Genomic DNA, 24,849 nt, shown 5'->3' on the forward strand with positions numbered 1-24,849 from the left:
CCTGTGGCTGTCGAGGCCGAGGCGCCAGCGCCGAACCGAAGAATGTGGATGAACGACGGGTTGGGGATAACTCACCACGGGCCGTGCGTCGGCGAATTTCTCCCCGGAAAAAGAGACGACCCCCGCCAGGGGGGGAGGAGGCGGAGGTCGTCGTGTATCAGCCCCGGGGGGTCGGGCTGATGCACCTCGGCATAAGCCGAGTAATGCTCACTATACACACGGAACTGCCCAAAGACGCAAGAGATACGACTGCGAGTTAACAACGCGCCGCCTGTGAGACAGATCGCCTCGACATGTGCCGTGAACTGCCCATTTGTCGGCTCCGTCGGAGCGCCGCGGACACCGGCCTCTATGCTGGCGCATGTGAGTGCATCCGATCCGGTTGCCGGGGAGCCGATCGCACCGCAAGCCGGGCCGACCAACGGTCGCCCGGTGCGCACAGCGGCGTTCTTCGACCTCGACAAGACGGTGATCGCCAAGTCCAGCACGCTTGCCTTCAGCAAACCTTTCTTCGATCAGGGTCTGCTGAACCGCCGCGCTGTTCTCAAGTCGACGTACGCGCAGTTCCTCTTTCTGATGTCGGGCGCCGACCACGACCAGATGGACCGCATGCGGTCGTACGTCACCAACATGTGTACGGGCTGGGACGTCGAACAGGTCAAGTCGATCGTCGGGGAGACGCTGCACGACATCGTCGACCCGTTGGTGTTCGCCGAAGCCGCCGAACTGATCGCCGACCACAAGCTGTGCGGGCGCGACATCGTCGTGGTGTCGGCGTCCGGTGAGGAGATCGTCGCTCCGATCGCGCGGGCGTTGGGCGCCACCCACGCCATGGCCACCCGGATGGTCGTCGAGGACGGCCGCTACACCGGTGAGATCGCGTTCTACTGCTACGGCGAGGGCAAGGTCGAGGCCATCCGGGCGCTGGCCGCCCGCGAGGGCTACGCGCTCGACCACTGCTACGCGTACTCCGATTCGGTGACCGACATCCCGATGCTCGAGTCGGTGGGCCACCCCACTGCGGTGAACCCGGACCGGGCGTTGCGCAAGGAGGCTCTTGCGCGCGACTGGCCGGTGCTGACGTTCACCAAACCGGTGTCGCTGCGCGACCGGCTGCCTGCCGCCCCGTCAGGGGCCGCCGTGGCCACCACCGCCGCGGTGGGTGTGAGTGCGCTGGCGGCCGGCGCGCTGACGTATTCACTGTTGCGCCGCTTCACTTTCTGAGCTACCGGGTGTAGTAGCTGAGGCGTGGGCGTAACGATCGGGAAACTCGCTCATTTTGGGCCTTGATGTGACTGTGGTCACGTAGTACAAAGGAACCACGGAAGCTTGGAGAAGCCAAGATATAGCCAGAAGAGAAGGCTAAATCTCCCGAACCAGGCTCCCTAGCACGGGTCCCGGCACCCACGCGGAGCACATGCCGCGGAATAGGTAAAAGTGTTGCGGGCCTGCGTGATTGCGAGAAGCGGACGGACACGACGGCCTCTTGGGTGGGGTTGCATCCGAAGCGCATCGCAAGGACGCCGAGGCCACCCACGCAACCCACATTGCACGCTTGGTAACCGGAATCCGTGCTAGCGGGCGGCGAGCCGAACACAGTTCGGAACGCCGCCCGCTTTGCGTTTGCTGGACGGATCGCCGAGAAGTGCTCAGCCAGCAGCAGACTGGGCGATCTGCAGCGCTTCCCGGGCACCGGCGTGCAGGGCCTCAGAGCTCAGCAGCAGCCACGCCGTCAACCCCTCGCGGGTGCCCGCCGCGAATCCCCGTGCGGCAGCACGGTAGTCGCCCGACTTCTTCATCCAGTGCACCTCGGGCACGCCGAGGCCGTGTGGATCCAGACCGCTGGAGATGGTCACCAGTCGTGACAGTCCGCGGGCCACCACGCCGTCGGCCGTACCGAACGGCTCCAACGTCAACAGTTCGCCGTGCGCGACGGCAGCCAGAATCGGCGCGGGTACGCGCGATCCTCCGGTGAGGATTTCGGCGAGCATTTCCAACCGGCGGCCCACGGCCGGATCCGTCCGTGGCCGGCCCAGATGTTCGTCGTCGGTGAGATCTGCGGCGGCCAGCGCATGCAGCCGGGCCAGCGCCTGCAACGGCGCCCGCTGCCACACCCCGACCAGCGTCGTCGCGCCACCCTCGAGGGCTTCGGCAACGCGGATCGCGCCTGCTGTCACGGGATCCGGCTCGCCGTCGGGGGTCAGTTGGATGGACCCGCCGTCGAGCACCGCCGAGGCCCGGGCCGCCCGCATCGCGGCCTCGCCCGCGGTCTGTGGCCAGCCGCGCAGGTTGAAGCGGTGCCGGTGCGCCCGCCCGAGCGCCTCCCTGGCCTCATCACACGCCGCGGCCACGCCGGGAAGCTCGGCGAGCGGCGCGAGTGGGTCCGTGTTGGTCACGCCCACATACGCTAGCCGACCGCTGGACGCCGGATCTTCGACCGTTCGGCGCATCGGGCGCGCCGCCCGGCCGACGGCGTTGGGCGTCTCCAACGCCGGTGCAACGTTCGGTGACTAGGCTCACAAACATGTCGAACCCGTCAGTGACGCACGCCGAAGCTCCGTCAGCCTATCCCCCACCCGCCGACTTCGCGGCCAGCGCGAATGCGACGGGCGAGTTGTATGCCGAGGCCGAACGAGACCGGCTGGCGTTCTGGGGTGAGCAGGCCGAGCGGCTCGCCTGGCAGACCCCGTTCACCGAGGTGCTGGACTGGTCGGAGGCGCCGTTCGCGAAGTGGTTCGTCGGCGGCAAGCTCAACGTCGCCTACAACTGCGTCGACCGGCACGTCGAGGCGGGCAACGGCGACCGGGTCGCGATCCACTGGGTCGGCGAACCGGTCGACGACGCGCGCGACATCACCTACGCGCAGCTCAAGGATGAGGTGAGCAAGGCGGCCAACACCCTGACCGATCTCGGTCTGGTGGCCGGTGACCGGGTCGCCATCTACATGCCGATGGTGCCCGAGGCCATCATCGCCATGCTGGCCTGCGCGCGCCTGGGCGTCATGCACAGTGTCGTTTTCGCCGGGTTCTCCGCCAGCGCGCTGCGCGCCCGCGTCGAGGACGCGCAGGCCAAGCTCGTCATCACCACTGACGGGCAGTACCGGCGTGGCGAGGCCGCGTCGTTGAAGTCCGCCGTCGACGAGGCGGTCGCCGATCAGGCGTCGGTGCAGAACGTTCTTGTGGTGCGGCGCACCGGAATTGACGTCGACTGGACACCTGGCCGGGATCTCTGGTGGCACGAGACGGTGGAGCAGGCATCGCCCGACCACACCCCGGAGGCTTTCGACGCCGAGCAGCCGCTGTTCCTGCTGTACACCTCGGGCACCACGGGCAAGCCCAAGGGCATCGTGCACACCTCGGGCGGGTTCCTGACCCAGGCGGCCTACACCCACCACAACGTCTTCGACATCAAGCCCGAAACCGACGTGTACTGGTGCACAGCCGATATCGGCTGGGTCACCGGGCACACCTACATCGTCTACGGGCCGCTGGCGAATGGCGTCACGCAGGTGGTCTACGAGGGCACCCCGGCCTCGCCCACCATGCACCGGCATTTCGAGGTCATCGAAAAGTACGGCGTGACAATCTATTACACGGCGCCGACGCTGATCCGCACGTTCATGAAGTGGGGGCGCGTACTGCCCGAGGGCCACGACCTGAGCAGCCTGCGGCTGCTGGGCTCGGTCGGTGAGCCGATCAACCCCGAGGCGTGGCGCTGGTACCGCGAGTTCATCGGAGGCAACCGCACCCCGATCGTGGACACCTGGTGGCAGACCGAGACCGGGGCCATCATGATCTCCCCGCTGCCCGGGGTGACGGCCGCCAAGCCCGGCTCGGCGATGACCCCCCTGCCCGGCATCGCGGCCAAGATCGTCGACGACGAAGGCAACGACCTGGTCCCCGGCGCCGACGAAGCCGAGCACGTCACCGGATACCTGGTGCTCGACAAGCCGTGGCCGGCCATGCTGCGCGGCATCTGGGGTGATCCGGAGCGGTTCAAGGAGACCTACTGGTCGCGCTTCGCCGAGCAGGGCTGGTATTTCGCCGGCGACGGCGCCCGGTACGACTCGGACGGCAACATCTGGGTGCTGGGCCGCATCGACGACGTCATGAACATCTCGGGCCACCGCATCTCGACCGCAGAGGTCGAGTCGGCGCTCGTCGGCCATTCCGGGGTCGCCGAGGCCGCGGTCGTGGGCGCGTCGGATGAGACCACCGGCCAGGCCATCTGCGCCTTCGTCATCCTCAAAGAAAGCGCCCACGGCGGTGCGGCGAACATGATCGAGGAATTGCGCGCGCAGGTGTCCCGCGAGATCTCCCCGATCGCCAAACCCCGCGAGATCCACGTGGTGCCCGAGCTGCCCAAGACCCGCAGCGGCAAGATCATGCGCCGGCTGCTGCGTGACGTGGCAGAGGGCCGCGAACTCGGCGACACCTCGACACTGGTCGACCCGAGCGTGTTCGAAGCCATCCGCGCCAGCAAGTAGGCGCCTTCTCTTTCACCGGAACTGCATTCCGGGTGGTCAAATCGCGAGATTAACGACCTGGAATGCAGTTCCGCGGGAAGGGGGGTCAGGCGATCGGCACGTACCCCGTACCGGGCCGGTTCTTGGCGGTGATGTCGGCGAGTTGCGTGTTGATCGACATGGTCACCGCGGGCGTGTGCAGCGGCACGTATTTCACGACGCAGGTCGGCAGATCGTTGGTGTAGGCCCCGTGCAGCATGCCCACCAGCTTGTTGTCGACCGTGACGGGCGCACCGGAATCGCCGGGCTGACCGCACACCTGGTTGACGATGGTGCCCGGGTCCTGCCCCGGTCCCCACGTGACACCGCACGAATAGCCGGTGGTGCGGCCCAGCTTGCAGGCGATCTGGCCGAACACCGGGTCGGGGCCGATACCGTCGATCTGGAAGCCGTTGACGTTGTCGGTCGGCGTGACCTTCTGCGGGTCGAACTGGATCACCGCGTAGTCCAGGAGCTCGTTGCCTGCGACCATGGTGCCCAGCTGCCCGGCCCCGGTGGCGTTCTCGGCCGCGACCGTCGCGCCTGGGCCACCGCAGTGCGCCGAGGTGAAGCCGATCAGCCGGCCCGCGTTGTCGTGACCGATCGTGGTGAGAGTGCAGAACGTGTCGCCGTTGACGACGATGCCGGAGCCTCCACCCAGCACCACCGGATCAGCGTGTGCGACCCCCGGCGTCAGCATGGCGGCCAGCGCCAGAATCATTGTCCCGACAACGAACTTCCAGCGGCGTCTGGTCGCCAAGTGTCCTCCCATCGACGCGCCCCGACCCGCGCACCCCAAGCGAATACTCGCATCCTACTTGTGCTCAGATGTCGGCCGGGATCGTTATCCGAGCCACCACATGGCAACATGAACCGCGACCACACCACCGCAACCAGGCATCGGACCCGGGGAGGAAGCTACTTGTGAGCAACGGCGACCGCAGGACCGGAATTCCGGCAACTGTGACCTCGATTCCGCTGGTAGATCCGCACGCGCCCAAGCCCGACCCGTCCATCGGAGACCTGGTCAAAGATGCGACCGCCCAGGTGTCGACCCTGGTCCGGGCCGAGGTGGCACTGGCAAAGGCCGAGATCACCCGCGACGTCAAGAAGGGTTTGACCGGCAGCATCTTTTTCATCGCCGCGCTGGTCGTGCTGTTCTACTCGACCTTCTTTTTCTTCTTCTTCGTTGCCGAACTGCTCGACACCTGGCTGTACCGCTGGGCGGCGTTCCTGATCGTGTTCGGGATCATGGTGCTGACGACCGTGGCGTTGGCGCTGTTCGGTTTCCTCAAGGTGCGCCGGATCCGCGGACCGCGGCAGACCATCGAGTCGGTGAGAGAAACCCGTGAGGCACTGACGCCCGGGCACGACAAGTCCGTCGCGCTGTCCACGGCCGACGCGGCGCGGGCCAAGGCGACCCCGGCCGACCCCTCGGGCTGGTAATGCCCCCACCCGACCCGTCGATCACCCGGATCGACGGGCCATGGCGGCATCTGCAGGTGCACGCCAACGGCATTCGCTTCCACGTTGTAGAGGGCGAGAGCGCGCAGCCCGACCGTGGGAAAGCGGGCGAGAGCTCGCAGCCCGACCGTCCGCTGGTCATCCTGCTGCACGGATTCGGCTCGTTCTGGTGGTCTTGGCGTCATCAGCTCACCGGGTTGCCCGACGCGCGCGTCGTCGCCGTAGACCTGCGTGGCTACGGCGGCAGCGACAAGCCCCCACGCGGCTACGACGGCTGGACCCTGGCCGGCGACACCGCCGGGTTGGTGCGCGCTCTGGGCCACAAGACCGCGACGCTGGTGGGTCACGCCGATGGAGGCCTGGTGTGCTGGGCGACGGCCGTGCTGCACCCGCGGGTGGTGCGGGCGATCGCGTTGGTCAGCTCGCCGCATCCGGTGGCGCTGCGCGCCTCGGCGCTGACCCGGCGCGATCAGGGCCGCGCGCTGCTCCCGTCGCTGATGCGTTATCAGCTACCGATGCTGCCCGAGCGCGCGTTGACCCGGCACGACGGCGAGGAGCTGGAACGCCTGGTACGCAGCCGGGCAGGCACCAAATGGCAAGCCACCCAAGACTTCTCCGAGACCCTCGGTCACATGCGGCGAGCCATTCAGATCTCGGGAGCGGCCCATTCGGCGCTGGAGTACCAGCGCTGGGCGGTGCGCAGCCAGCTGCGCGGTGAGGGCAGGCGCTTCATGCGGTCGATGAAGCGGCCGATCAATGTGCCGGTGCTACATCTGCGCGGCGACGCCGACCCCTACGTGCTGGCCGATCCGGTCTACCGCACCCAGCACTTCGCGCCGCACGGCCGCTACGTGTCTCTCGCCGGTTCAGGGCACTTCGGCCACGAAGAAGATCCGGACATGGTCAACGAGCAGTTGCGCAGATTCCTCGCGCACCTGGGCGAGCACTGATCAGGAGCTGATGCACGTCCCGGTGGCCACCCGCTGGGTGTTGCCGATCTTGGCCATCTGCTGTTCCACTTCCTTTGCGGTCAGCACGAATCCGGTGTCGGCGTCGTCGACGGCCGCGCCGAACACGACACCCAGCACCTTGCCGGCCCGGTTGATCATCGGCCCGCCCGAATTGCCCTGCCGCACACTGCCCCGCACCGTGTAGACCTCACGGGTGACGGTCGTGGTGCGGTAGATGTCGGGACCTTTGAGCTCGATGATCTCGCGGACGCGGGCCGGGGTGGCCAGGAAGTCGCCGCCGCCTGGATACCCCATCACCACCGCGTCGGTGCCCTGCGGGGCCGCCTGCTCGGCGAAGGTCAGCGGGGCGGTCGGCAGGTCGGGCACATCGAGGATGGAGATGTCGGCGTTGGGGTCATAGGACACGACGCTCGCGTCGTAGGTCTTGCCCTCGGCTTCGACGGTCACGCTGTCCGCTCCGGCGACCACGTGCGCGTTGGACATCACCCGGTTGGGCGCCACGACGAATCCGCTGCCCTCCAACACCTTCTGGCAGCTCGGTGCGACACCCTTGATCTTGACCACGCTCGGCCGGGTCGCGGCGACGACGGCGTCGGTGGCCAGGCTCGCATCGGGCGCGTCGACGTTGACGATGGGGGTGCGGCCGAATGGCTGCAAGACGTCGAACCCGGACGTGTCCAGCAGGCTGGACAAGCGCGTCGGCACCGACTTCAACCACGGCGGAGCCACCTTGTCCACCTCGGTCAGCACCCGCGAATTCTTCACGGCGGCAGCGAGGTTCGGCTGGTCCGACGATGTCAGCGGGGTGGCCAGCAGGTAGGCGGCCACCAGGACGGCCACCAGTTGCAGGGCCACGCCGGTGGCCGAGTCGAACACCCGGAGCACCGGGTTGCGCAACGCGCTGCGGACCGCGCGGCCGAGCACCACGCCTGCGATCTCGCCGACCACCACGAGCGCCAGGATCAGGAACAGCGACGCGAACAGTTTGGTGCGCGGACCGTCGATGTGGCTGACGATGTGCGGGGCGAGCAGCAGGCCCGCGACCGCGCCGAGCACCACGCCCACGAAGGACAGCAGCGAGCCGAGCGCGCCGGAACGCCAGCCGGAGATGGCGGCGACGAACGCGATGCCGATGATGGCCAGGTCAAGCCAAAGCGAAGGTGTCATCTACTTCCAGTTCAACGTTGCGCTTCACCGTAGCCGTTCGGATGCCCGACGAGCGCCATTGCCTCGTCGAGTTCCCGTACGTCGTCGGTGTTCCACGGCTGCGCCCAGCCCGCGACATCGAGGATGGCCGAGATGACCTGCCCGGTGAAACCCCACACCAGCATCTCGTTCAGCAGAAACGCCGGGCCGGCGAACCGGCGGGTGGCCGCTTCGCGACAGACCATGAGCCGATTCTCCGGATTGATGAACGCGCGCACAGGCACCCGCGCGACCACCGCGGTCTCGGACGGGTCGACGACGGCCACCGGGCCTGGGTCCGGTGAGTAGGCCAGCACCGGGACGACGTGGAATCCCGACGGCGGGATGAACATGCGTTCCAGTGTGGCCAGCGGACGTAACCGTCCGGTATCGATGCCCGTTTCCTCCCACGCCTCGCGAAACGCCGTGGCCACCGGGCCGTCGTCGCCCGGATCGGTGGCGCCCCCGGGAAAGGCGGCCTGCCCGGCGTGGTGCCGCAGCGTCGACGCCCGGACCGTGACCAACAGGTCGGCATCGTCGGGAAGGTGGGGCGCAGGCAGATCGGCGGGGCCGGAGAACAACACGAGCACCGCGGCGTCCCGGCGGGCACCGGCCAGGACCGCCTGTTTGTCCAATTCGACGATGCTGGCCAGCACGTCCGGCGGAACCCGGCGACGATACGCGTCGGGCACCCCGTCGACGTTGTCCACCAGAGGTCGCAGCCACGGCGGTGCGGCATCGGGATTCAGCTCGCCGAGCTGGGAAGTCAACGCGCCGCTCCTAGGCCCAATTTGTCCGACACGGCCGCGGCGATCTCGTCAGCGTTGGAGAAGGGCCGCGGCAGGATTCCGGCAACGCTACCGTCTGCGCGCAACACCACCGTCGCAGGCATCACGTTGGGCACCCGCAGAGCGGCGGCGACCAACCGACGACCGTCCTGCAGCGTCGGCAGCCGAACCCCGAGCTCGGCCAGCCGCAGCAGTGCAGCGGCCTCGTTCTCGTCCTGGTGCACCGTGACGACGAGGATGTCGGACCCCATGCGGCGCTGATACTCGGCCATCGCGGGCAGTTCGTCGGCGCACGGTCCGCACCAATACGCCCACAGGTTCAGCACCACCGTGCGTCCGGCGAGTGCGCGAGCCACGTCGACCGCGGCGCCGTCACCGACACACTGCAGCGTGATACCGCCCAGTGCTTGCGGGCCTGGCCCTTGCCCGGGCGGCGGGCACGGCGGCAGGGCCGCTCGGGCACGCGGACCGGCGAGGGCCTGCGGGGTGTCGGCATCGCGGTGATCGCGGCCGGCCGCAGGCGCGACGCCTGTGCTCGGGACGTCGCGCATCTGCATCCAGAACGCCGCACCCAAGGCCACCAGGACCACCAGCACGGCGATGGTCCACCGGGTCGAAGTCTTCACAACCCGGCGAGAGCCAGCAGGTGCTCGGTCTCGGGGCCTTTGACCAGCGGGGCGGCGATCAGCGGATCGGTGGGACCGGTGCCGAAGGACGGACAGTCCTTGGCCAGCACGCACACACCGCAGGCCGGTTTGCGGGCATGGCACACCCGGCGGCCGTGGAAGATCACCCGGTGGCTGAGCAGCGTCCACTCGCTGCGTTCGATCAGCTCACCGACGGCGTGCTCGACCTTCACCGGATCTTCCTCTTCGGTCCAGCGCCAGCGCCGCACCAGCCTGCCGAAATGGGTGTCGACGGTGATGCCGGGGATGTCGAAGGCGTTGCCCAGGATCACGTTCGCTGTCTTGCGGCCGATGCCCGGCAGCGTCACCAGGTCTTCCATGGTGGCGGGCACCTGACCGTCGAACCGCTCGACCAGCTCCTGGCCCAACCGGATGAGCGACGTGGTCTTGTTGCGATAGAACCCGGTCGGCCGGATCAGCTCTTCCATCTCGGTGCGGTCGGCTTGCGCATAGTCCAGCGCGGTGCGGTATTTGAGGAACAACGCCGGGGTGGTCAGGTTGACGCGCTTGTCGGTGCTCTGCGCCGACAGGATGGTTGCGACGGCGAGCTCGAGCGGGTTGGTGAAGTCCAGCTCGCAGTACACATGCGGAAAAGCTTGCGCCAGCTCACGATTCATGCGTCTGGCGCGGCGGACCAGGCCAAGGTGCGTCTCGGTGTCCCATTTTTTGGGACGGGCTGTTTTCCCTGTTCGGACGGCACCCGTGCTCACCCTTGTCAGGGTACTGATTCCCTCCGACACACCCGGCAGCGGACCTGGTGGCATTTCGTGACCTCCCTGAGACCTACACCGTGTTTACTTCACCCTTGTGTCGTGGTTGCTGGTGGCGCTCGTCCCCGCCTTGCTGATGCTGGTGGCGGTCGGGCTCGGCCGGCTCGAGAATTGGCTCGCCACCGAGCGCCCGGCCGGTGCGCGCGACACGTTCAACGGTCTGCAGCGGCGGCTCGCGAGCCTCGACGGCGACCGTTTGCCCACGCGGGTCTACAGCCAGCATGCGACGAATCCCGGATTTCATACGCCTCGCCATGCCAATCGTGTGTAGCGTGGGCTAGTCGCGAAACCGCGTACCTCTAGACTGATCATGAATTGTCAATAGAGGGTCAATATCACCCGACACCTTAAGAGGAACAACGTGGACGAGATCCTGGCCAGGGCCGGAATCTTCCAGGGAGTCGAACCCACCGCCGTATCAGCGCTCACCAAGCAGCTGCAGCCAGTCGACTTCCCGCGCGGGCATACCGTGTTCGCCGAAGGCGAGCCCGGTGACCGGCTGTACATCATCATCTCCGGCAAGGTGAAGATCGGCCGCCGCTCACCGGACGGCCGAGAGAACCTGCTGACCATCATGGGTCCGTCGGACATGTTCGGTGAACTGTCGATCTTCGACCCGGGTCCGCGTACCTCGAGCGCCACCACCATCACCGAGGTGCGCGCCGTGTCCATGGACCGCGACGCCCTGCGGGCCTGGATCGCCGACCGGCCCGAGATCGCCGAGCAGCTGCTGCGCGTGCTCGCCCGTCGCCTCCGGCGTACCAACAACAACCTGGCCGACCTGATCTTCACCGACGTGCCAGGCCGCGTCGCCAAGCAGCTGCTGCAGCTCGCCCAGCGGTTCGGCACCCAGGAGGGCGGCGCGCTGCGCGTCACCCACGACCTGACGCAGGAAGAGATCGCTCAGCTGGTCGGCGCCTCACGGGAGACCGTGAACAAGGCCCTTGCCGACTTCGCCCACCGCGGCTGGATCCGCCTGGAGGGCAAGAGCGTGCTGATCAGTGACAGCGAGCGCCTCGCGAGGCGAGCGCGCTAGCCGCGTAGATAGTCCAGCTGGGCCTGCACCGACCATTCGGCTGCAGGCCACAGTTTTTCGTCGACATCGGTGTACACATGCTCGACGACCGCACGCGCGGTCGCATCGTCGCCGAGTTCCCGCAATGCACCCCGGACCTGATTGAGCCGGTCCTCGCGGTGCGCCAGGTACATCTGGGCGACGGCCGCGAGGTCGCCCAGCTCCGGGCCGTGTCCGGGCAGCACCGTACGCCCGCCCAGGCCCTGCAGCCGGCGCAGTGACTCCAGATAGTCACGCAGGCTCCCGTCCTCGGTGTCGATGACGGTGGTGCCGCGGCCCAGCACGGTGTCCGCGGTCAGCACCGCGTCGTCGAGGACGAAGCTCAACGAGTCGGCGGTGTGCCCAGGGGTGGCCATGACGGTGATCCGCAGGCCGGCCGCGTCGATCACCTCGCCATCGGACAGCGGGCCGCCGAGGCCGCGCAGGAAGCCGCTGCCCACCGAGCGCACGGTGGCGCCCGTTGCGTCGACGACCTTGTCGATGGCACCCGTGTGGTCGTCGTGCTTGTGACTGATCAGCACCAGCGGAATCCGGCCGAGTTCGGCGATGCGCGCGATGTGCTCGTCATCGTCGGGGCCGGGATCCACGACGACCATCTCGTCGCTGCCCGGCGCGCGCAACACCCAGGTGTTGGTGCCCTCCAAGGTCATCAAACCCGGGTTGTTGCACAGCAGCACCGAGGCCGACACCGTGTCTGTTTCGATGACCGGCCTCAACAGCCCGTAGGCCGGGTGCTGCAGCTCCGCGCCAGAGGTCACGCGACCTCTACGATGATCTCGACCTCCACCGGCGCATTCCGCGGCAACTCCGACACGCCGACCGCCGAACGCGCGTGTGCGCCTGCCTCGCCGAACACGGCACCGAAGAGTTCGGAGGCGCCGTTGACGACGCCGGGTTGCCCGCTGAAGCCGGGAGCCGACGCGACGAAGCCGACCACCTTGACGACCTTGACGACGGAGTCGATGCCGACCAGGGCGTGCACTGCGGCCAGCGCGTTGAGCCCGCACAGCCGGGCCAGGTCGCTGGCCTGCTCGGGGCTGACTTCGGCGCCGACCTTGCCGGTCGCGACGAGCTCGCCGTTCTGGATGGGCAGCTGCCCTGCCGTGTACACCAGATTCCCGGTGCGGGTCGCCGGCACGTACGCGGCCAGCGGCGCCACCACCTCGGGCAGTTCGATGCCCAGTTCGGTCAGTCGCTGCGAAATGGTCACTTCGGCCTCTTCAGGTAGGCGACATGCTGTTCACCGGTCGGGCCGGGCAGCACGGAAACCAGCTCCCAGCCGTCATGGCCCCACTGGTCGAGAATCTGTTTTGTGGCGTGCGTCAGCAACGGCACGGTTGCGTACTCCCACCGGGTCGGTTCGCTCATGGGCTGAGCTTATCGGGCGGGGTTCGGTCAATGGTTAGCATGCAGTGGTGGCAACCACAGAAAGCGCGGCCAAGCACGTCGCCTGGCCGTCGCGGCTGACCAAGGCCCGTCTGCATTTCGTGTCAGGCAAGGGCGGTACCGGCAAATCCACCATCGCCGCAGCTCTGGCCCTGGCCCTTGCGGCCGGCGGACGCCGGGTCTTGCTGGTGGAAGTCGAGGAACGGCAGGGCATCGCGCAGCTGTTCGACGTTCCGCCACTGCCGTACGAGGAGGTCAAGATTGCCACCGCCGAGGGCGGCGGCCAGGTCAACGCCCTGGCCATCGACATCGAGGCGGCGTTCCTGGAGTACCTCGACATGTTCTACAACCTCGGCCTGGCCGGCCGGGCGATGCGCCGCATCGGTGCCATCGAATTCGCCACCACCATCGCGCCCGGCCTGCGTGACGTGCTGCTCACCGGCAAGATCAAAGAGATCGTGACGCGCACCGACCGCAGCGAGAAGGCCAAGCGCATCGCCTATGACGCGGTCGTCGTCGATTCTCCTCCCACCGGCCGCATCTCGCGGTTCCTCGACGTCACCAAGGCCGTGTCCGATCTGGCCAAGGGCGGCCCGGTGCACTCGCAGGCCGACGGCGTGGTCAAGCTGCTGCACTCCGAGCAGACCGCGATCCATCTCGTGACCCTGCTGGAGGCCCTGCCCATCCAGGAGACGCTGGAGGCCATCGACGAGCTCAACGAGCTGGGCCTGCCGATCGGCAGCGTCATCGTCAACCGCAACATCCCGGCCTACCTGTCCCCCGAGGATCTGGCCAAGGCTGCCGACGGCGACATCGACGCCGACGCGGTGCGGGCCGGCTTGGCGAAGGTCGGAATCACGTTGTCCGACAGCGATTTCGCGGGGCTGCTCACAGAGACCATCCAGCACGCCACCCGGCTCACCGCCCGTGCGGAGAGCGCCGAGCAGCTCGACGCCCTCGACGTCCCGCGCCTCGAGCTGCCTGCCCTGTCCGACGGCGTCGATCTGGGCAGTCTGTACGAACTCGCCGAAGCTCTTGCCCAACAGGGGGTCCGATAACCGTGAGCACCAAGCCCGCTGCCCTCGACATGGGCGCCATCCTGGCCGACACCTCCAACCGCGTCGTAGTGTGTTGCGGCGCAGGCGGTGTCGGCAAGACCACCACCGCGGCGGCGATGGCGCTGCGCGCCGCCGAGTACGGCCGCACGGTCGTGGTGCTCACCATCGACCCGGCCAAACGACTGGCGCAGGCACTGGGCATCAAGGATCTCGGCAATACCCCGCAACGGGTTCCGCTGGCACCCGAGGTCACCGGCGAACTGCACGCGATGATGCTGGACATGCGTCGCACGTTCGACGAGATGGTGATCCAGTACTCGGGGCCGGGCCGCGCCGACTCCATCCTGGAGAACCAGTTCTACCAAACCGTGGCGACCTCACTGGCCGGCACGCAGGAATACATGGCCATGGAGAAGCTCGGTCAGCTACTGGCCGAGGACAAGTGGGATCTCGTCGTCGTCGACACCCCACCGTCACGCAATGCGCTGGACTTTCTCGACGCACCAAAGCGGTTGGGCAGCTTCATGGACAGCAGGCTGTGGCGCATGCTGCTGGCCCCCGGCCGCGGCATCGGCCGGCTGGTCACCGGCGCGATGGGGCTGGCGATGAAAGCCCTGTCCACCGTGCTGGGGTCTCAAATGCTTTCTGACGCAGCGGGTTTCGTCCAGTCACTGGACGCCACGTTCGGCGGATTCCGCGAAAAAGCCGACCGCACTTATGAATTGCTCAAGCGCCGCGGCACCCAGTTCGTCGTGGTGTCCGCCGCCGAGCCCGATGCGCTGCGGGAGGCGTCGTTCTTCGTCGACCGCCTCGCCGGGGAGAACATGCCACTCGCGGGGCTGATCCTCAACCGGACCCATCCGACGTTGAGCGATCTGCACGCCGAAAAGGCCGAAGAAGCCGCTGACGACCTGGCGACCGAAGATCCCGATGCGCTGGCCGTGGCGGTGTTGCGCATCCACGCCGACCGGGCGCAGACCGCCAAGCGCGAGGTGCGGCTGCTGTCTCGGTTCACGGGGGCCAATCCGCACGTCGCGATCGTCGGCGTGCCGTCGCTGCCGTTCGACGTGTCGGATCTCGAAGCGTTGCGGGCGATCGCCGATCAGATCACCGGCGTCGGAGAACCCGTCTAGAGGGGCGCGCTAAACAGCGCTGCGATGTTTGCGCTGGGCGGCGAAGAAGTCGGCCCAGGAAACAACTTCGGGGTGCTGCTTGAGCAGTGCGCGACGCTGGCGCTCGGTCATCCCGCCCCAGACGCCGAACTCGACGCGGTTGTCCAACGCGTCGGCCCCGCACTCGAGGATCACCGGGCAGTGCCTGCAGATCACCGCGGCTTTGCGCTGGGCCGCGCCACGGACGAACAGTTCATCAGGATCGGCCTGCCTGCACCGGGCCTGCGACACCCATGCGATGCGCGCCTCTGCCTCGGCTCCGTGTGCCAAACTGTGAGCAGGGCTGGATGTGGCCGTAGTCGTCTTGCGCGTGACAGTCCGTGAATCTGACACCTGCGATCCCTTCGTTCCAACCTTCGACCGCTATGGCCGACGGTGAGCCCTCCGGTGTAGAACGCCGATGCGATCTACGCCACATTGCGCCAGCCTGTGTTACCTGGGTCGCACTGTGTGTCCAAGCTAGGTGGTCAGAGGGTATTAACGCAACAGTTTGCGAGGCACTTTTTTGGGACGGCCGTGCAGTCTGATCATGCATCGCAGCGTTTACGCCGTTTCCCCAGCGAGATCGTGATAACGCCGTTCGCGCGCTCGCCGGTGGACCCCCAGGGAAGCGTCGTTACTCTGTACCCATGCCAGACCAGCCGACGCGACCGCCCACCACGGTCACGGTCATAAAGCTCGCCTGGTGCTGCCTACTGGCCAGCGTGCTCGCGGCCGCCTTCATGTTCCCGGTTGTCGGCGGATTCGGGCTGATGTCCAACCGAGCCTCCGACGTCGTTGCCAACGGCTCGGCCGCATTGGTGGAAGGCGACGTGCCGCAGGTGTCGACGATGGTCGACGCCAAGGGCAACACCATCGCGTGGCTCTACTCGCAGCGCCGGTTCGAAGTACCGAGCGATCAGATCGCCAACACCATGAAGCTGGCGATCGTCTCCATCGAGGACAAACGGTTTGCCGAACATAACGGTGTGGACTGGCAGGGCACCCTGACCGGCCTGTCCGGTTATCTGTCCGGGAATGCCGACACCCGTGGTGGCTCAACGCTCGAACAGCAGTATGTGAAGAACTACCAACTGCTGGTGGTCGCGCAGACCGACGCCGAGCGCCGCGCCGCCATCGAGACCACCCCGGCCCGCAAGCTCCGCGAGATCCGGATGGCGTTGACGCTGGACAAGACGTTCACCAAGCCCGAGATCCTCACCCGCTACCTCAATCTGGTGTCGTTCGGCAACGGTTCCTTCGGCATCCAGGACGCGGCCCAGACCTATTTCGGCATCAATGCCTCCGAGCTGAACTGGCAGCAGGCCGCCCTGCTGGCGGGCATGGTGCAGTCGACCAGCACGCTCAATCCGTACACCAACCCCGACGGCGCCCTCGCCCGCCGGAACCTGGTGCTGGACACGATGATCGACAACATCCCGCAGGAAGCCGACGCGCTGCGGGCCGCCAAGGAGCAGCCGCTGGGCATCCTGCCGCAGCCCAACCAGCTCCCGCGCGGCTGCATCGCCGCGGGTGACCGGGCGTTCTTCTGCGATTACGCGCTGGAGTACCTGGCCCGGGCAGGCCTGAGCAAGGAGCAGGTCGCCAAGGGCGGTTACCTGATCAAGACCACGCTGGATCCCGATGTGCAGGTGCCGGTGAAGTCGGCGATCGATGGCATCGCGAGCCCGACCATCGACGGCATCGCGAGCGTGATGAGCGTGGTCAAGCCGGGCAAGACGTCGCACCCGGTGGTCGCGATGGCCAGCAACCGCACCTACGGCCTGAACACCGACGCGGGCGAAACCATGCAGCCGCAACCGTTCTCCCTCGTCGGCAACGGTGCTGGGTCGATCTTCAAGCTCTTCACCACGGCCGCGGCCATGGACATGGGGATGGGCATCAACACCACACTGCCCGTGCCCGGGTTCTTCCAGGCCAAGGGTCTGGGCAGCAGCGACACCCCGGGCTGCCCGAAGGAAACCTGGTGTGTGAAGAACGCGGGCAACTACAAGGGCTCCATGAGCGTCACCGAAGCGCTGGCCACCTCGCCGAACACCGCGTTCGCCAAGCTGATCTCGCAGATCGGCGTGCCGCGGGTGGTCGACATGGCGGTCAAGCTGGGCCTGCGGTCCTACGCGATGCCCGGCACGGCACGCGATTACGACCCGGAGAGCAACGAGAGCCTGGCTGATTTCGTCAAGAGACAGAACATCGGGTCGTTCACGCTGGGGCCGCTGGAGGTGAACGGGCTGGAGCTGTCGAATGTGGCGGCCACCCTGGCATCCGGTGGTATGTGGTGCCCGCCCAATCCGATCGACAAGGTCGTCGACCGCCACGGTCAGGAGGTCTCGGTGACCACCGAGACCTGCGAACAGGTGGTGCCGGAAGGGTTGGCCAACACCTTGGCCAACGCCATGAGCAAGGACGACACCGGTTCGGGCACCTCGGCGGGTGCGGCCGGCTCGGTGGGCTGGGATCTGCCGATGTCCGGTAAGACCGGCACGACCGAGAACAACAAGTCCTCGGCGTTCCTCGGTTTCACCAACCAGTACGCCGCGTCCAACTACATCTATGACGACTCGTCCACTCCCAGTGAGCTGTGCTCGTTCCCGCTGCGTCAATGCGGGAACGGCAACCTCTTCGGTGGTAACGAGCCCGCCCGCACCTGGTTCACCGCGATGAAGCCGATCGCCAACAACTTCGGCCCGGTCGCGCTGCCGCCCACCGATCCGCGCTACGTGGACGGCGGCCCCGGCTCGCAGGTGCCCACCGTGAACGGCCTGGACGAGAACGCGGCGCGGCAGCGTCTCAAGGAGGCCGGTTTCCAGGTCGCCGACGGCAGCGCGTCGGTCAACAGCAGCGCCAAGTACGGCACCGTCGTCGGCACGACACCCAGCGGGCAGACCATCCCTGGCTCGATCATCACGATCCAGATCAGCAACGGCATCCCGCCACCACCGCCGCCTCCACCGGTGGCGATACCGCTGCCGGGCGGTCCGCCGCCCGAGATCGGTCAGACGGTCGTGGAGATCCCTGGCCTGCCACCGATCACCGTGCCGGTGCTCGGACCGCCGCCACCGCCATGACGGTCTGATCGTGATGTGCATCGGCCCACCCTGACCGGCCAAGAATGGGTGCGGCACAGCATCGGGCAGTAGGCTGCCAGCATGTCAGCCGCCTCGGTAGCCAAGAAGACAGCCGCCGTCGCCACCGGCTCGTTGGTGGCCGGGATCGGGTACGCGTCGCTCATCGAACGCAATGCCTTCGTCCTGCGCGAAGCGACCATGCCGGTGCTGGCACCGGGTTCGTCGCCGCTGCGCGTGCTGCACCTGTCCGATCTGCACATGCGGCCCGGTCAGCGCCGCAAGCAGGCGTGGTTGCGCGACCTGGCCCGCCTCGAGCCGGACCTGGTGGTCAACACCGGCGACAACCTGGCGCACACCAAGGCGGTTCCCGCCGTCGTGCAGTCGCTGAGCGAGCTGCTGTCGGTGCCGGGCCTGTTCGTGTTCGGCAGCAACGACTACTTCGCGCCGCGGCTGAAGAACCCGCTGAACTACGTGACCAAACCGCAGCACCGCGTGCACGGCGATCCGCTGCCATGGCAGGACCTGCGGGCGGCGTTCACCGAGCGGGGCTGGTATGACCTCACCCATACGCGTCGCGACATCGAGGTGGCCGGGCTGCACATCTCGGTCGCCGGGGTCGACGATCCGCACCTGAAGCGGGACAGATACGACACCATCGCCGGGGCGGCCAACAGCGCCGCGAACCTCACGCTCGGGTTGACCCACTCCCCCGAACCGCGGGTGCTCGACCGCTTCGCGGCCGACGGCTACCAGCTCGTGCTGGCCGGTCACACCCACGGCGGGCAGCTGTGCCTGCCCTTCTACGGCGCGCTCGTCACCAACTGCGATCTGGACCGGTCGCGGGCCAAGGGCGCCTCTCGCTGGGGCGCGAACATGGCACTGCACGTCTCGGCGGGCATCGGCACGTCCCCGTACGCCCCCATGCGGTTCTGCTGCCGCCCGGAGGCGACGCTGCTGACGCTGGTTGCAGCGCCCACCGGTGGTGGTCATGTCGGCACACGCGCCGGCACGTCGTCGCCGACCGTCTCCGCACGGTGAACACACCTGCGGGCACGGCGTCGCGCAGCCAGCCCCGTGACTGGGTGGACAACGCGGTCCGATTGATCGAGGCCGACGCCCGGCGCAGCGCCGACACCCACCTGTTGCGCTACCCCTTGCCCTCGGCATGGTGTGACGGCGTCGACGTGGCGCTGTATCTCAAGGACGAGTCGACTCACATCACCGGAAGCCTCAAGCACCGGCTGGCCCGGTCGCTGTTCCTCTACGGGCTGTGCAACGGCTGGATCGCCGAGAAGACCACGGTGATCGAGGCGTCTTCGGGATCCACCGCGGTCTCTGAGGCGTATTTCGCGGCGCTGCTGGGCCTTCCGTTCATCGCGGTGGTGCCGTCATCGACCAGCACGGCCAAGATCGCCCTCATCGAATCTCAGGGCGGCCGTTGCCATTTCGTCGCGAAATCCTCGCAGGTGTACGAGGAGGCGCAACGGCTGGCCGCCGAGACCGGCGGGCACTACCTGGATCAGTTCACCAACGCCGAGCGGGCCACCGACTGGCGCGGAAACAACAACATCGCCGTGTCGATCTTCGAGCAGATGCAGATGGAGGCCCATCCGATTCCGGAGTGGATCGTGGTGGGCGCGGGCACCGGCGGCACCAGCGCGACGATCGGCCGGTTCATCCGGTACCGCCGCCACGCGACCCGGCTGTGCGTCGTCGACCCCGAGAACTCCGCGTTCTTCCCCGCCTACGCACAGGGGCGCAGCGACATCGTCACGGGCGCGTCGTCGCGCATCGAGGGAATCGGCCGACCACGGGTCGAGCCGTCGTTCCTGCCCGATGTGGTGGACCGCATGGTGTCAGTGCCCGATGCCGCGTCGGTCGCGGCGGCACGCCACGTCAGCGCCGTCCTGGGACGCCGGGTCGGGCCGTCCACGGGCACCAACATCTGGGGTGCGTTCGGATTGCTCGCCGAGATGGTCAAGCACGGGCAGAGCGGGTCGGTGGTGACCCTGTTGGCCGACAGCGGCGACCGCTACGCCGACACCTACTTCAATGACGACTGGGTGAGCGCCCAAGGGCTGGACCCGTCCGGGCCCGCTGCGGTGCTCGCAGAGTTCGAACGCTCGGGATCCTGGTCCTGATCGTCTGCGCCGTCAGCCGTTGCGAACAGCCACAGCGCTGCGACCGCGAAAAAACCCAGGTAGATGGTGGCGCCCAAGGTTGTCATGGTGGTCTCCAGTCGTGCCGGTGGCTTCAGTGTGCACAACGCCACCGACATGCCGAATCCATCCCGCGGCGGATGGTGATGTACGCCGCGACGCGGATGCCGCCGTGAGCCGGCCGGACTAGGTTGCGGATATGGACGCCAGCGCCGATCACCGCCGCCCGGCGTTGTGGCTGGTGCCGCTGCTCGTCGCGGTCATCCAGGTGGCCGGAAGCACCGGGATGCGTCATCACCGCGGCCCCGAACTGGCGCCGCTGACCTGGTTCGGATTTGTGCTGCTGCTGGCCGGGCCGCTGATGCTGTTGGCCCGTTACCGCCACCCCTGTCCGGTTCTGCTGGCCGTCACGGCGATCACCGCGACGTACGTGCTGGCCGGGTTCGGTCCCGGGCCGGTGTTCTTGTCGCTCGTGGTGGCATTCGTGCGGGCCGCGACGGTGTGCCCGCGGTGGTGGACCTACCCGCTGCCGCTGATCGGCTGGGCGGCCGCGTGGGTGATCCCGTGGCTGGCCGGCCGGCCCCGTCCGCCACTCGAGGCGATCGGCGGGCTGGGTGCGTGGCTGCTGGTGCTGGTCGCCATCGCCGAGGGGTTGCGCCAGCGCCGCTCGGTGGTGGAGGCCCGCCGGCTGCGGCAGGACGCCATGGCGTCGGCGGCGCGTTCCGAGCGGCAGCGGGAGGCGACGGCCGCGCGGCTGGCCATCGCCCGCGAGTTGCACGACGTGCTGGCGCACAGCCTGTCGATGATCAACGTGCAGTCGTCGGTGGCGCTCGAGCTCCTCGACAAGCAACCCGAGCGGGCCGGTCCGGCCCTGGCGGCCATCAAAGATGCCAGCCGCCAAGCGATTTCAGATGTGCACTCACTGGTCACCGCGTTGCGCGCCGAAGGCGGCGAGCCCACCGCACCGACCCCGGGCATCGCCGATCTCGACGGCCTGCTGGGGCCCGCCCGCGCGACCGGGCTGACCGTGACGACGACGGTGACGGGCTCGCCGCGGACCTTGCCCGCGGTGATCGACGTGGCCGCGGCCCGCATCGTGCAGGAGTCCCTGACCAACGTCGTGCGCCACTCCACCGCCACCACGGCTGCGGTCACCGTGGACTACACCGCATCTCGGTTGTCTGTGGCCGTCGACGACAACGGCACTCCGCGTGGCAGCACCTCGGCGGGCGGCAGTGGGATCACCGGCATGCGGGAGCGGGCGCGGGCACTCGGCGGCTCGTTCAGCGCCGGGCGGGTTCCCGGCGGCGGGTTCAGCGTGCGGGCCGGCCTGCCCATCGACGAAAGCGCTTACCCCTCATGACGATTCGAGTTGTGGTGGCCGATGATCAAGCGCTCGTGCGGGCCGGTTTTGTGGCCCTGCTCGATGCGCAGGACGGCATCGAGGTGGTGGCCGAGGCCGACACGGGAGCCCGAGCCCTGGCAGCCGCCGTCGAGTTACGCCCGGATGTGGTGTTGATGGACATCCGGATGCCGGATATGGACGGCCTGGCCGCCACGCGGGCCATCGCGGGCGATCCCGAGCTGACCGGTGTGCGGGTGGTGGTGCTGACCACCTTCGAGCTCGACGAGTACGTGTTCGAGGCGATGCGAGCCGGGGCCAGCGGGTTTCTGGTCAAGCACACCGAGCCGGCCGAACTGGTCCGCGCCGTGCGCGTGGTTGCCGACGGCGATGCGCTGCTCTCACCGTCGGTGACGCGCCGGCTGGTGGCGGAGTTCGCCGCGCACGCCAAGACCCCGGCCGCTCCGGCACTGCCCGATCTGACCTCACGGGAGCGGGAGGTGATGACGCTGGTCGCCGAGGGGCTGAGCAACGCCGAGATCGGCGAGCGGCTGTTCATGAGCCCCGCCACGGCCCGCACCCACGTCAGCCGCATCCTGATGAAGCTGGGCGCCCGCGATCGCACCCAGCTGGTCGTGATGGCCTACGAGAGCGGGCTGGTACGCCCACGGTGGCAGGGCTGACGTCGTCACTACGCGCCGGCGCGTACCGCAGATGACGCCCGCGGGCCGATGTCCCCGACGCCGACGCCCAGCAGGCTTGAGGTATGAACATTCACGAAATCACCCCCACCACAACCACATTCCTCGCCGAGCACGGGCCACGGTTCGCCGAGCACGCGTGGAATCCCTGGTTCCTGCTGATCCCGCTGACGTTCTGGACGCTCGTGATCGTCGGCATCGTCTTCACGGTCCGACGGTTCCGCGGCCGCCAAGGTGAACGCACCCTGCGGGACGCCTACGCCAAGGGCGAGGTCAACGAGGCCGAGTACCGCGGGCGCCTGGCCGTCCTGCGGGAAACACGTCGCTGATCTGCGGTGGAACACCGATTTTGACGCCAGGGTCGTGACCGTGGCCGATCGACGACCCTGGTGTCGAACTCGGCGACCGTAACCGTTTGGCTTTCGACCACCCCTGTGCGATACGCTGTCGAGGCTTCACGCGGGGTGTGGCGCAGCTTGGTAGCGCGCTTCGTTCGGGACGAAGAGGTCGTGGGTTCGAATCCCGCCACCCCGACAGTGAGAAGTGCAGGTAGCGGCATCGAGAACGATTGCCCTACCTGCATTTTTGTTTGCGGCGGCGCGCACTGCTGATGTAATGAGTCGATGCAGTTTCGCCATGACAACATGACCGGCGTGCAGCTCGCTGCCGACCTCGTGAACCTGCACAGCGGCGATTGGTCGGTCGCGAATGTGGAGTCGGTGCTGCGCGACCACGGCATCCGGCGTGTCGAGGTGGACGGTGCTGTGGCCACCGCACTTCGCCGGTGGTCGGCGCGGCTGCGCACGGTGTTCGTGGCGTCAACCGTGACGGAACGGTGTCAGGCCGTCAATGCATTGCTGGTGGACGGCGCCGGCAGCGTGTATCTCACCACCCACGACAATTTCGGGCCCCATCTGCACTTCGCACCGGACGACGATGACCTTGTCGGGCGTGTGATGGCCGTGACGGCAGGCGGTCTCGCGATCTTCACGGTCGAGGCAGAGGGCAGTCGGTTGGGGGCGTGCTCACGCAGAGGGTGTCCGCTGGTGTTCGTGGACACCAGCCGCACGGGCCGCCGCGCGTACTGCTCGGCACGGTGTGGCAACACCGATGCCGTCCAGCGTCACCGCGCCCGGACGGCACCATAGCCGCCGACCAGCCGCAGATGGCGGGGCGTCGGTTGCGCGGTCTGCATCTCGACAGCCATGTCACCGCCTTCGCGCACCACGCGCCATCCGCCGGCGCCCCGTTGGTACATCACGCGGCCCTCGCTGGTCATATGCACCGACACCGTGACCCAGACAGGTTGCAGATCATTCACGCGAACAAGGCTTCCGCAATGAGTTATTGCGTTTCAACCATTACATCGGACACGCCTCAGTCGTGGCGGCCCTTCTTCTTGCCGTGCGGCGGCTTTTCATCGCCCTGGTCCGCGGGCACGGTCGGCGGATGTGGCACCACGCTCATGAGAGCCGTGGGCTCCGTCGTCGTCGGCGGCGCCACGGGGTTCGCGGGTGCCTGCTGCGGTGAACGATCGACGGCCAGCAGGATCACCCCGAGAATCACCGCGGCCGCCGCAGCGGCGGCGATCAGCGCGATCTTGACGCGGGAACGCCGCCCCGGCGGACGAACCGGCGGAGGCGGCAGGACCGTCGACGCCGGCTCCATGGGCAGCGGCGTCGTCATCACGCGGGTCGCCGGGCGGGCGGCAGGCTGTCCGGTCAGGGCTGCCCGCATGGCTTCGGCGTCGCCGAAACGGAACTGCGGCTCCCGGGCCATCGCCGACTCCAGCACAAAGACCACACCCGGGTCGGCGTCTGGGCGCAGCTTTCTGATCGGCACCGCAGGCTCGTCGAGGATGGCCCGCATGGTGGCCGCCGGGTTGTCCCGGTCGAAGGGTCGCAGACCGGTCAGCGCCTCGTAGCCGAGGACGCCGACGGCATACAGATCGTCGGACGGCGACGCCGGTTGGCCCGTAAGGCGTTGCGGGCTCAGATAACTCATGGTGCCGAACAGTTCACCGGTGCGCGTGAGGTTGCCGCCTCCGGTCTTGGCGATGCCGAAGTCGGAGAGCTTGGCGGCGCCGGATGACGTGATGAGGACGTTGCCGGGCTTGATGTCGCGGTGCAGGATACCTGCTGCGTGGGCAGCCGACAAGCCCGCGAGCACGTCGGCCAGTACCGCGCGAACCCGGTCGATGGACATCGGACCGGCGGCGATCTCGTCGGCAAGGGAGCGTCCCGGCAGCCTCTCCATGACGATGAACGGCGTGCCGTGATGCTCGCCGCTGTCATGCACCACGACTATGTTCGGATGGTTGAGCGCCGCCGCGGCGCGCGCCTCGTCGTCGAACCGGCGCCGCAGGCCATGGTCGGCGACCCAGTCCGCGTGCAGCAACTTGATCGCGACCGGCCGCGACAAGCGGGTGTCCCACCCGTCGCGAACCTCGGCCATCCCGCCGCGGCCCAGGATGCTGCGCAGCTCGTAGCGGTCGACGAGGAGTTCATCGGTTCTCCCCAT

27 protein-coding genes and 1 tRNA gene are annotated in these 24,849 nt (G+C 67.8%); 16 read left to right on the plus strand and 12 right to left on the minus strand.

Annotation, left to right across the window (positions count from 1 at the left end; translation table 11 throughout):
- The first annotated feature begins 351 nt into the window (after nt 1-351).
- Nucleotides 352-1,224, plus strand: a complete 873-nt coding sequence (locus BST13_RS28325) for an HAD-IB family hydrolase (RefSeq protein WP_083168162.1) — start codon at nt 352-354, stop codon at nt 1,222-1,224.
- A 425-nt stretch (nt 1,225-1,649) separates the two neighbouring features.
- Here BST13_RS28325 and BST13_RS28335 read toward each other — a convergent pair whose 3' ends face one another.
- Entirely contained in the window at nt 1,650-2,450 is an 801-nt protein-coding gene (locus BST13_RS28335; protein WP_083168300.1) for a Fic family protein, read from the minus strand.
- 74 nt (nt 2,451-2,524) lie between these two features.
- On the opposite strand from BST13_RS28335, the gene acs reads away from it, so the two are divergent.
- Entirely contained in the window at nt 2,525-4,486 is a 1,962-nt protein-coding gene (gene acs, locus BST13_RS28340; RefSeq protein ID WP_083168164.1) for an acetate--CoA ligase, read from the plus strand.
- 85 nt (nt 4,487-4,571) lie between these two features.
- Here the strand turns inward: acs and BST13_RS28345 are convergent, their stop codons facing one another.
- Entirely contained in the window at nt 4,572-5,225 is a 654-nt protein-coding gene (locus tag BST13_RS28345; protein WP_083168167.1) for a S1 family peptidase, read from the minus strand.
- Between the two features lie 203 nt (nt 5,226-5,428).
- Here BST13_RS28345 and BST13_RS28350 point away from each other — a divergent pair, with 203 nt between their 5' ends.
- The gene (locus BST13_RS28350; protein ID WP_083168169.1) at nt 5,429-5,950 is read left to right on the plus strand and encodes a phage holin family protein; all 522 of its coding nucleotides are present in this window, start codon (nt 5,429-5,431) and stop codon (nt 5,948-5,950) included.
- A complete protein-coding gene (locus BST13_RS28355; protein ID WP_083168172.1) occupies nt 5,950-6,918 on the plus strand; it encodes an alpha/beta fold hydrolase in 969 nt (322 codons plus the stop codon). The genes BST13_RS28350 and BST13_RS28355 overlap by 1 nt, the downstream gene beginning before the upstream one ends.
- On the opposite strand, the gene marP is transcribed toward BST13_RS28355, so the two are convergent.
- From marP to nth, 4 genes are read right to left on the minus strand one after another with little or no spacing between them, the layout of a single operon-like run.
- Nucleotides 6,919-8,106 (minus strand): acid resistance serine protease MarP, encoded by a 1,188-nt coding sequence (gene marP, locus BST13_RS28360; protein ID WP_083168174.1) that lies wholly within the window; start codon nt 8,104-8,106, stop codon nt 6,919-6,921.
- Nucleotides 8,107-8,117: 11 nt separating this feature from the next.
- Nucleotides 8,118-8,894 (minus strand): NUDIX hydrolase, encoded by a 777-nt coding sequence (locus tag BST13_RS28365; RefSeq protein WP_083168177.1) that lies wholly within the window; start codon nt 8,892-8,894, stop codon nt 8,118-8,120.
- Nucleotides 8,891-9,538: a TlpA family protein disulfide reductase gene (locus tag BST13_RS28370; protein ID WP_083168180.1), complete on the minus strand. Its 648-nt coding sequence runs from the start codon at nt 9,536-9,538 to the stop codon at nt 8,891-8,893. The genes BST13_RS28365 and BST13_RS28370 overlap by 4 nt, the downstream gene beginning before the upstream one ends.
- Nucleotides 9,535-10,215: an endonuclease III gene (gene nth / locus BST13_RS28375; protein WP_170064350.1), complete on the minus strand. Its 681-nt coding sequence runs from the start codon at nt 10,213-10,215 to the stop codon at nt 9,535-9,537. The genes BST13_RS28370 and nth overlap by 4 nt, the downstream gene beginning before the upstream one ends.
- A gap of 190 nt (nt 10,216-10,405) precedes the next feature.
- On the opposite strand from nth, the gene BST13_RS28380 reads away from it, so the two are divergent.
- Together BST13_RS28380 and crp are read left to right on the plus strand one after the other, a co-directional pair.
- Nucleotides 10,406-10,639 (plus strand): hypothetical protein, encoded by a 234-nt coding sequence (locus BST13_RS28380; protein ID WP_083168185.1) that lies wholly within the window; start codon nt 10,406-10,408, stop codon nt 10,637-10,639.
- A gap of 90 nt (nt 10,640-10,729) precedes the next feature.
- On the plus strand, nt 10,730-11,404 hold the full coding sequence (crp, locus tag BST13_RS28385; RefSeq protein WP_003883807.1) for a cAMP-activated global transcriptional regulator CRP: 675 nt from the start codon (nt 10,730-10,732) through the stop codon (nt 11,402-11,404).
- On the opposite strand, the gene BST13_RS28390 is transcribed toward crp, so the two are convergent.
- From BST13_RS28390 to sp36, 3 genes are read right to left on the minus strand one after another with little or no spacing between them, the layout of a single operon-like run.
- Nucleotides 11,401-12,201, minus strand: a complete 801-nt coding sequence (locus BST13_RS28390; RefSeq protein ID WP_083168187.1) for an MBL fold metallo-hydrolase — start codon at nt 12,199-12,201, stop codon at nt 11,401-11,403. The genes crp and BST13_RS28390 overlap by 4 nt on opposite strands.
- On the minus strand, nt 12,198-12,653 hold the full coding sequence (locus tag BST13_RS28395) for a RidA family protein (RefSeq protein ID WP_083168190.1): 456 nt from the start codon (nt 12,651-12,653) through the stop codon (nt 12,198-12,200). The genes BST13_RS28390 and BST13_RS28395 overlap by 4 nt, the downstream gene beginning before the upstream one ends.
- Nucleotides 12,650-12,811 carry a Sp36 family protein gene (sp36, locus tag BST13_RS38415; protein ID WP_018603531.1) on the minus strand — a complete coding sequence of 54 codons (162 nt, stop codon included), beginning with the start codon at nt 12,809-12,811 and terminating at the stop codon, nt 12,650-12,652. Before sp36 ends, BST13_RS28395 begins: the two co-directional genes overlap by 4 nt.
- 44 nt (nt 12,812-12,855) lie before the next feature.
- On the opposite strand from sp36, the gene bagA reads away from it, so the two are divergent.
- Both bagA and bagB read left to right on the plus strand, forming a co-directional pair.
- Nucleotides 12,856-13,887: an ATPase BagA gene (gene bagA, locus BST13_RS28400; RefSeq protein WP_170064349.1), complete on the plus strand. Its 1,032-nt coding sequence runs from the start codon at nt 12,856-12,858 to the stop codon at nt 13,885-13,887.
- A 29-nt stretch (nt 13,888-13,916) separates the two neighbouring features.
- Nucleotides 13,917-15,020 (plus strand): ATPase BagB, encoded by a 1,104-nt coding sequence (gene bagB, locus BST13_RS28405; protein WP_170064351.1) that lies wholly within the window; start codon nt 13,917-13,919, stop codon nt 15,018-15,020.
- A 9-nt stretch (nt 15,021-15,029) separates the two neighbouring features.
- Here bagB and BST13_RS28410 read toward each other — a convergent pair whose 3' ends face one another.
- A complete protein-coding gene (locus BST13_RS28410) occupies nt 15,030-15,329 on the minus strand; it encodes a WhiB family transcriptional regulator (RefSeq protein ID WP_165606267.1) in 300 nt (99 codons plus the stop codon).
- Between the two features lie 359 nt (nt 15,330-15,688).
- Between BST13_RS28410 and ponA2 the strand changes: the two genes are divergently transcribed.
- The 8 genes from ponA2 (at nt 15,689) to BST13_RS28450 (ending at nt 23,477) form a co-directional block, all read left to right on the plus strand.
- Nucleotides 15,689-18,127 (plus strand): transglycosylase/D,D-transpeptidase PonA2, encoded by a 2,439-nt coding sequence (ponA2, locus tag BST13_RS28415; RefSeq protein ID WP_083168197.1) that lies wholly within the window; start codon nt 15,689-15,691, stop codon nt 18,125-18,127.
- Nucleotides 18,128-18,208: 81 nt separating this feature from the next.
- Nucleotides 18,209-19,165, plus strand: a complete 957-nt coding sequence (locus BST13_RS28420) for a metallophosphoesterase (RefSeq protein WP_083168200.1) — start codon at nt 18,209-18,211, stop codon at nt 19,163-19,165.
- Entirely contained in the window at nt 19,162-20,268 is a 1,107-nt protein-coding gene (cds1, locus tag BST13_RS28425) for an L-cysteine desulfhydrase Cds1 (protein ID WP_083168203.1), read from the plus strand. Before BST13_RS28420 ends, cds1 begins: the two co-directional genes overlap by 4 nt.
- Before the next feature lie 217 nt (nt 20,269-20,485).
- Nucleotides 20,486-21,649, plus strand: a complete 1,164-nt coding sequence (locus BST13_RS28430) for a sensor histidine kinase (protein ID WP_083168205.1) — start codon at nt 20,486-20,488, stop codon at nt 21,647-21,649.
- The gene (locus BST13_RS28435; protein WP_083168208.1) at nt 21,646-22,311 is read left to right on the plus strand and encodes a response regulator transcription factor; all 666 of its coding nucleotides are present in this window, start codon (nt 21,646-21,648) and stop codon (nt 22,309-22,311) included. The genes BST13_RS28430 and BST13_RS28435 overlap by 4 nt, the downstream gene beginning before the upstream one ends.
- Nucleotides 22,312-22,394: 83 nt before the next feature.
- Nucleotides 22,395-22,658, plus strand: a complete 264-nt coding sequence (locus BST13_RS28440) for an SHOCT domain-containing protein (RefSeq protein WP_083168210.1) — start codon at nt 22,395-22,397, stop codon at nt 22,656-22,658.
- A 131-nt stretch (nt 22,659-22,789) separates the two neighbouring features.
- Nucleotides 22,790-22,863, plus strand: a tRNA-Pro gene (locus tag BST13_RS28445).
- Between the two features lie 89 nt (nt 22,864-22,952).
- Nucleotides 22,953-23,477: a CGNR zinc finger domain-containing protein gene (locus BST13_RS28450; protein ID WP_083168213.1), complete on the plus strand. Its 525-nt coding sequence runs from the start codon at nt 22,953-22,955 to the stop codon at nt 23,475-23,477.
- On the opposite strand, the gene BST13_RS28455 is transcribed toward BST13_RS28450, so the two are convergent.
- Both BST13_RS28455 and BST13_RS28460 read right to left on the minus strand, forming a co-directional pair.
- A complete protein-coding gene (locus tag BST13_RS28455; RefSeq protein WP_083168216.1) occupies nt 23,453-23,650 on the minus strand; it encodes a hypothetical protein in 198 nt (65 codons plus the stop codon). The two genes, BST13_RS28450 and BST13_RS28455, sit on opposite strands and share 25 nt — an antisense overlap.
- A 56-nt stretch (nt 23,651-23,706) precedes the next feature.
- Entirely contained in the window at nt 23,707-24,849 is a 1,143-nt protein-coding gene (locus BST13_RS28460) for a serine/threonine-protein kinase (RefSeq protein ID WP_083168218.1), read from the minus strand.

Origin of the sequence: Mycobacterium aquaticum (assembly GCF_002086485.1) — a bacterium.
Lineage (GTDB): Bacteria > Actinomycetota > Actinomycetes > Mycobacteriales > Mycobacteriaceae > Mycobacterium > Mycobacterium aquaticum.

Coding starts and splice junctions, on each gene's coding strand:
- BST13_RS28325 (WP_083168162.1), top strand. CDS start 352: ATGCTGGCGCATGTGAGTGCATCCGATCCGGTTGCCGGGGAGCCGATC.
- BST13_RS28335 (WP_083168300.1), bottom strand. CDS start 2,450: ATGCGCCGAACGGTCGAAGATCCGGCGTCCAGCGGTCGGCTAGCGTAT.
- acs (WP_083168164.1), top strand. CDS start 2,525: ATGTCGAACCCGTCAGTGACGCACGCCGAAGCTCCGTCAGCCTATCCC.
- BST13_RS28345 (WP_083168167.1), bottom strand. CDS start 5,225: ATGATTCTGGCGCTGGCCGCCATGCTGACGCCGGGGGTCGCACACGCT.
- BST13_RS28355 (WP_083168172.1), top strand. CDS start 5,950: ATGCCCCCACCCGACCCGTCGATCACCCGGATCGACGGGCCATGGCGG.
- marP (WP_083168174.1), bottom strand. CDS start 8,106: ATGACACCTTCGCTTTGGCTTGACCTGGCCATCATCGGCATCGCGTTC.
- nth (WP_170064350.1), bottom strand. CDS start 10,215: ATGAATCGTGAGCTGGCGCAAGCTTTTCCGCATGTGTACTGCGAGCTG.
- sp36 (WP_018603531.1), bottom strand. CDS start 12,811: ATGAGCGAACCGACCCGGTGGGAGTACGCAACCGTGCCGTTGCTGACG.
- bagB (WP_170064351.1), top strand. CDS start 13,917: ATGGGCGCCATCCTGGCCGACACCTCCAACCGCGTCGTAGTGTGTTGC.
- ponA2 (WP_083168197.1), top strand. CDS start 15,689: ATGCCAGACCAGCCGACGCGACCGCCCACCACGGTCACGGTCATAAAG.
- BST13_RS28420 (WP_083168200.1), top strand. CDS start 18,209: ATGTCAGCCGCCTCGGTAGCCAAGAAGACAGCCGCCGTCGCCACCGGC.
- BST13_RS28430 (WP_083168205.1), top strand. CDS start 20,486: ATGGACGCCAGCGCCGATCACCGCCGCCCGGCGTTGTGGCTGGTGCCG.
- BST13_RS28435 (WP_083168208.1), top strand. CDS start 21,646: ATGACGATTCGAGTTGTGGTGGCCGATGATCAAGCGCTCGTGCGGGCC.
- BST13_RS28440 (WP_083168210.1), top strand. CDS start 22,395: ATGAACATTCACGAAATCACCCCCACCACAACCACATTCCTCGCCGAG.
- BST13_RS28450 (WP_083168213.1), top strand. CDS start 22,953: ATGCAGTTTCGCCATGACAACATGACCGGCGTGCAGCTCGCTGCCGAC.
- BST13_RS28460 (WP_083168218.1), bottom strand. CDS start 24,849: ATGGGGAGAACCGATGAACTCCTCGTCGACCGCTACGAGCTGCGCAGC.